This is a genomic window from Lentibacillus sp., from assembly GCF_035301925.1.
Taxonomy (GTDB): Bacteria; Bacillota; Bacilli; order Bacillales; family Amphibacillaceae; genus Lentibacillus.
Genome location: NZ_DATGTI010000032.1, coordinates 1 through 6,074, shown reverse-complemented (window position 1 = coordinate 6,074; position 6,074 = coordinate 1). Strand labels below are relative to the sequence as shown.

General features: G+C 41.5%; 4 protein-coding genes and 2 pseudogenes. 1 reads left to right on the top strand and 5 read right to left on the bottom strand.

Annotation, left to right across the window (positions count from 1 at the left end; translation table 11 throughout):
• Both VK080_RS02945 and VK080_RS02940 read right to left on the bottom strand, forming a co-directional pair.
• Window positions 1-1,358, bottom strand: a pseudogene (locus tag VK080_RS02945) (CoA-acylating methylmalonate-semialdehyde dehydrogenase); the annotation flags it as partial.
• Window positions 1,359-1,498: 140 nt separating this feature from the next.
• Window positions 1,499-2,860, bottom strand: coding sequence for an aspartate aminotransferase family protein (locus VK080_RS02940; RefSeq protein ID WP_324223307.1), 1,362 nt, complete (start codon window positions 2,858-2,860; stop codon window positions 1,499-1,501).
• A 217-nt stretch (window positions 2,861-3,077) separates the two neighbouring features.
• On the opposite strand from VK080_RS02940, the gene VK080_RS02935 reads away from it, so the two are divergent.
• Window positions 3,078-4,703 (top strand): PucR family transcriptional regulator, encoded by a 1,626-nt coding sequence (locus VK080_RS02935; RefSeq protein WP_324223306.1) that lies wholly within the window; start codon window positions 3,078-3,080, stop codon window positions 4,701-4,703.
• A 209-nt stretch (window positions 4,704-4,912) separates the two neighbouring features.
• Here the strand turns inward: VK080_RS02935 and VK080_RS15990 are convergent, their stop codons facing one another.
• The 3 genes and pseudogenes from VK080_RS15990 to VK080_RS02930 all read right to left on the bottom strand — a co-directional run bounded on the left by VK080_RS15990 (window position 4,913) and on the right by VK080_RS02930 (window position 6,062).
• Window positions 4,913-5,128, bottom strand: a complete 216-nt coding sequence (locus VK080_RS15990; protein WP_414672206.1) for an IS3 family transposase — start codon at window positions 5,126-5,128, stop codon at window positions 4,913-4,915.
• A gap of 17 nt (window positions 5,129-5,145) precedes the next feature.
• Window positions 5,146-5,379: pseudogene (locus VK080_RS15985) on the bottom strand (DDE-type integrase/transposase/recombinase); the annotation flags it as partial.
• A 485-nt stretch (window positions 5,380-5,864) separates the two neighbouring features.
• Window positions 5,865-6,062, bottom strand: a complete 198-nt coding sequence (locus VK080_RS02930; RefSeq protein WP_324223305.1) for a helix-turn-helix domain-containing protein — start codon at window positions 6,060-6,062, stop codon at window positions 5,865-5,867.
• Window positions 6,063-6,074: the final 12 nt, after the last annotated feature.

The window sequence follows — 6,074 nt, the reverse complement described above, 5'->3', positions numbered from 1 at the left end:
TCTTTCCATCCTGAGAATGGGAACATGGCCATTGGTGCCGGTACACCGGTGTTCACTCCGAGCATGCCCGAATCCATTGTTTCCCTGAACTGACGGACTTTGCCACCATCGTTTGTAAAGATACATGCCCCATTCGCATATTTTGAATGATTGGCAAGATCAACCGCCTCTTTCAGATCACTGACACGGGCAATGGAAAGTACAGGTGCAAAGATCTCATCCTGCCAGATCTTCATTTCAGATGTCACATGGTCAAAGAAGGTGGGACCGACAAAATAACCTGATCCAGTGGTTTCTTTAATATTTCTCCCATCACTTATCATCGTTGCGCCTCCTTCTTCACCGATTTCAACATACTCCAACGTACGTTCTTTATGTCCTTCACGGATGACCGGTCCGAGGAACACGCCTTCCTCTTCACCATCACCGATTTTGATTTCATCCGTCTTTTTCGTTAATAATTTAATGGATTCATCCGCTACTGAATCTTCCACTGCCACAACTGATGCCGCCATACAACGTTCACCTGCAGAACCGAATGCCGCATTCATGATTTGCGTCGTCGCATTATCAAGGTCGGCATTGCCAAGTACGATGGAATGATTTTTACCCCCCGCCAAAGCCTGTACACGCTTTAAATTGGAAGTGCCCCGCTTATAGACATATTCAGCGACCGGTAGCGAGCCGACAAAGGAAATTGCCGCCACCTGTTCGTGGTCCAGGACACCATTCACTATGTCATGTGCGCCGTGTACAATGTTGAACACGCCTGCCGGTACACCCGCTTCCTCAAGCAGCTCCGCCAGACGATTAGCCAATAGAGGCGTGCGTTCCGACGGTTTTAAGACAAAAGTATTACCTGTCACAATCGCCATCGGAAACATCCAGCATGGCACCATCATCGGGAGGTTGAATGGCGTAATTCCGTCAACGACGCCAATCGGATAATGATAGACGCCGCCTTCAAGATCTGTCGCTATGGATGACAGTTGTTCACCCATCATAAGAGACGGGGCGCCAGCCGCAAATTCAACATTTTCAATTCCGCGCTGAACTTCACCGCGTGGTTCTGCCAGGTTTTTACCATTTTCGCGTGTGATGATTTTAGCCAGGTCCTCCCAGTTCTAGACCAGAAACTGCTGATATTTGAAAAGGATGCGCGCAGGTCTTGGGACGGCCAAATTTTTCCAAGTTTTAAACGCTTCATTTGCTGTATCGACCGCATAATCCACATCTTCTTTGGTATAAACAGGGACGTGAGCAATCACCTCTCCCGTCGCAGGATTTATTACAGGTTCTGATTGATCCGTTTTCGCTTCTATCCATTTACCGCCGATATAATTCTTTAATACTTCCACTTTTGTCTATGTCAATTTATGTCCTCCTCGTTTGTATTCATATGATTGACATACCGTTATGCAACAGTATATATGACTCATTGATTCCTATATCCAGCCAGTTGTCCCGTTTTTAAAAACATCAGTTTTACAGCAGCACATTAAACATTTTCATAAAAAACCTCTTTGACCGTCTCCAGGATAAATTCAATATCCTGATCAGTAGATGATAACGGCGGACAGAGTGCCAAAATATTATTTTGTCCGGATACTGTTTCACCATTACGTCCGATGATCAGCCCGCGGGATTTACAATTTGAGATGAATTTTCCTACACGTTCGTCAGATCCGGGTTCCTTTGTCGTTTTGTCTTCGACGATTTCGATTCCGATGATTAATCCCATACCGCGAATATCACCGACATACGGGTGGTTTTTCAATTCTTCCAGACCATCGAGCAGACGCTCGCCCAGTTTTTCCGCACGTTCAAAAAGATTTTCCTTCTCCATGATTTCAATATTTTTCAAAGCGACTGCACAGGCAGCAGGGTTGCCGCCAAAAGTGTTCACATGGCGGAAATGACTGCATTCCCCGCGCTGCTTGAAGACTTCGTAAATATCCTTCTTAACTGCTGTAATCGATAGCGGGGAGTAGCCACTCGTCAAACCTTTTGCCATTGTGACCATATCCGGCCTCACTCCGAACTGCTGGTGGCCAAATGCCTTGCCCGTTCGCCCAAAACCGCATATCACTTCGTCTATGATCAAGAGGACACCATGACGTTTACATATACGCTCCACCTCTTTTACATAGGAAGCATCCGGTATCAGTATGCCGCCACCCGAAATGAGCGGTTCCATAATCACGGCAGCAACCGTCTCTTTCTGTTCCCATATGATTGCCTCTTCCAGTTCCCGCGCCTTTTGAATATTATATTGTTCAACCGTCATATCCTCAGGTTTTCTATAATTATCCGGTGGTGCCACATGTAAGAAACCGGTAGAGAGCGGTTCGTATTTATATTTTCTCAATGCCTGCCCTGTAGCAGACAGTGCACCCATGGAACTTCCGTGATAGGCACGGTAACGTGACACAATTTTGAAGCGGTTCGGATCATCATGCTGCTGATGGTATTGACGTGCGATTTTAAAAGCCACCTCATTGGCATCGGAACCACTGTTCGAATAAAATATCATATAATCATCATCAAGCAGCTCATTGATCTTTTCTGCCAGTTCAATTGCTGGAACATGGCTCTGCGTCATCGGTGTATATGCCATTTCCAACATCTGGTCATAAGCGGCTTTCGCCAATTCTTCCCGTCCATAACCTACATTCACACACCATAACCCGGACATCCCGTCCAAATACCGGTTGCCATGTGTATCTTCAATCCAGGACCCTTTTCCACTTTCCACGACCATAGGCGCCTTGTCTTCTCTATAAGGAGAAATATGAGGCCAAACAACTTTCTTGTTTTTCTCTTCAAGCGACAGGTTCTTTTCAATTTCCAAAGATTTCATCTTAAAACACCCCTTTTTAAATAAATTTCATTATTGACTAAACGTCAATTCCTGACTCCTTTCATTAACACAATAGAATTACCTGGAATGTCTTCACCATCATATTGACAGCGTTCCATTTCTCTTTCATAATAATATTATAATATTACGAATAATTAATCCTTTGACAAAAAGTAAAAATATATAGTTGAATATCATACATTTGAGGAGAATATCCATGGAAAATTTAACAATCACTGTTGGAGACGTCATGCAGCGGGAGTTGTTTCAGCATGCTGAATTGATTGCCGGAGAAAAAGGAGTTGACCGGGATATAAAGTGGACGCATATATTGGAAATGGAAACGTTCGATTCATTCATCAATGGTGGTGAGTTGATTTTGACGACCGGTTCCAAAATCAACTTTGAATCGGCTGAAGGTGTGCCGCAAGTGGATAAATTGATTGAAAGAGGGGTTGCAGGGCTCTGCATCGAGCAGGGACCGCATTTTAATCAAATGGATGATAAGATCTTAAAGCTCGCTCAAAAGCATGACTTTCCGATTATCGTCTTCAAAAAAACAGTCAGATTTGTGGATATTACACAAGATATACATACCTTGATCATAAACAACCATCACACGCAACTTCAGAATCTCCATTCGCTCTCAAAAGAATTGGATGAATTGTCCCTGGAACCGAACGGCATTATAAAAATACTGAAAAAAGTATATACCCATTTTAAAAAGCGTGTCATTCTCGTCACAGATGAGAGTGAACTTTACTATTATCCTCTCAAAGATAAAGTTCATGCAGAAAATATACTGTCACTTATCGATGCCGAAAGTAAAAATGAAAACCATGCTTCGGTAATATTGTATGGTAAAGCCTATACGGTATTCTCCATTAAAGGGCTCGGCCACTCCTGGGGTCATTTATACTTCCAGCAGAATCCAGATGACATTGATGAATTTTCATTTTCTTTACTGGACCGGGCGACTTTGGCCATTGCACAAGTGCTGTTACGTAATAGAACAATAGAAGAGAGAAAACAGAATCTGGAAGGGGATTTGGTAAAGAAGTTGATACATGAAGAATCATATGATGCATCCATGGCTCAAAAGTTCCTCCCTTTTCCTGCTGAAAATCTGTATTACCGGTTGATTATCATTGAAAAGAAATCTATCAGCAGGACAATCAGAGGAGAACAATCAGAAGAAACAAAGTTGGCTCAGGCAATGTTCATCAGGAAATTATTCAATCAGTTCGGGTTTACTCCCGCCATATCTGTAAACATCAATAATATTATTGTCATATCATCTTTTTATAAAAACAAAGAAAATAATGAGCATGATGCCAATTTCAAACTTCTGGCTGAAGCGATTCTTCATAGCCATAACGAGGATATAATCAAAGGAAAAGAGTGTTATGTAAGTGCAAGTAGCCTGAATCAGGATTATACATTATTATCAGACTGTTACAGAGAGGCGAATGAAGTCACACATTTAAAAAAGTCCGGAGTCGTGAATGATGTTTTATATTATGAAAATCTAGGAGCATTTCATGTGCTTACGAAGATGGATCAAAGCGATTTGCAATCACTGATCAACACATATTTGGGACCATTATTGGAATTTGAAAAGAAAACGAAAAACAGTAACTTGCTTCTAACCCTTTCAGTTTATCTGGAAACGATGGGGTCAAAAAAAGAAACATCCGACCGCCTGTATATCGTACGCCAAACATTATATTACCGGCTGGAAAAAATAAGTGGACTCTTAGGAAAGGATTATCTGGAACCGGCAAACAGACAAGCGATAGAACTGGCAATCAATGCAAATAAGCTTTTAAATAAAAAGGTTTGAAGTTCACTGTAGTTCTCTTTTAGATATACTGTCATTCAGTATATCTAAAAAGTTTTGTAATTGGTTGTCTGTTGAGTCAAATATGTAGAGAACGATAAAAGCTAAGTTTAGCATTTACATAAGCCCCCACTCTTATTGGGATTGAAACAATAACAGTAGAGGGGCTTTAGACTGACCTAGCAGTATGAGGCAAAGATAAAACACCTTCATTAGGCTATCTTGGCTCCAAAATTAATTGGAGAAAGGTAGCCTAATTTTTCTTGTATTCTTTCTTCGTTATAATACTTTAAGTATTCATTCACACGTAAGCTCGTTTCAATATCACTGAGAGAATTGAATCTGGTGTAGATAAACGCTTCAGACTTAAGGTTAGAGTGGAACGATTCGATGACCGCATTATCCCAACAATTTCCTCGTCTTGACATACTACTACTAGATTACTTTCCATCACATATGCCTGGTAAGCATATGACGTATAAACACTTCCCTGATCAGAATGAATGATTACACCCTTAGGGTGGGCAGGTTTCTCTAAAGCTGCTTTTAGTGTATCCAGCACCAATGGTGTCTGTTGATGATCATACAATTTGGCAGCGACAATCTCGTTGTTGTAAAGATCCATGATTGTGGATAGATATTTTACAGTGCATCCGTATTGGATGTAGGTGATATCCGTGACCCATTTTGATTGGGTGCTGCAGCTTGAAAGTCACGTTTGATGCGATCGGGTGCAATAATGATGGTTACTCCCTGGGACTTCCACTTCTTTTTCGTCTTAATCCGGCATTGTAGATGATATTTCTGTATGATAGCCTGCACAGTATTCCAATGTCTTTTAATATTGTAGTCTCGCTGTAACAGTGCTCTCACGTTACGATGACCGTAACGATACTTCGTCGACGCACATATACTCGACATCTGTCAACGATGAATCAGTGCCTTCTGAACGCCATCGGTAATAGGTCGAACGCGGCACAACCAGTGCATTTAAAATGGCAGTAATTGTGTATTTGGATTTCAGTCTTTCAACAAGTGCCAAAACTATTTCTTTCTCAACTCCTTTTCGATTGCCATATACTTTTTTAAAATATCATTCTCCAACTTCAAATGTTCAATTTGACAATCTTTTCGTTCATCATCTGAACGCGCTTCAGGCCCATGTCAATAGGTATACTGTTTTCCGATGGGTTGATCAAATCGATAGAGTTCCCCTTGCTTATACCATCTGACCCATGTGGAAATTTGAGATTTATTTTTAATGCTGTATTTCTCCATAATCTCCCTTGTGGTCAATTCACCCGCCATTTTCGCTTTGACCACTGCCCACTTAGTCTCACTTGAATATACGTTTTTGCCCATGCAAAAACACCT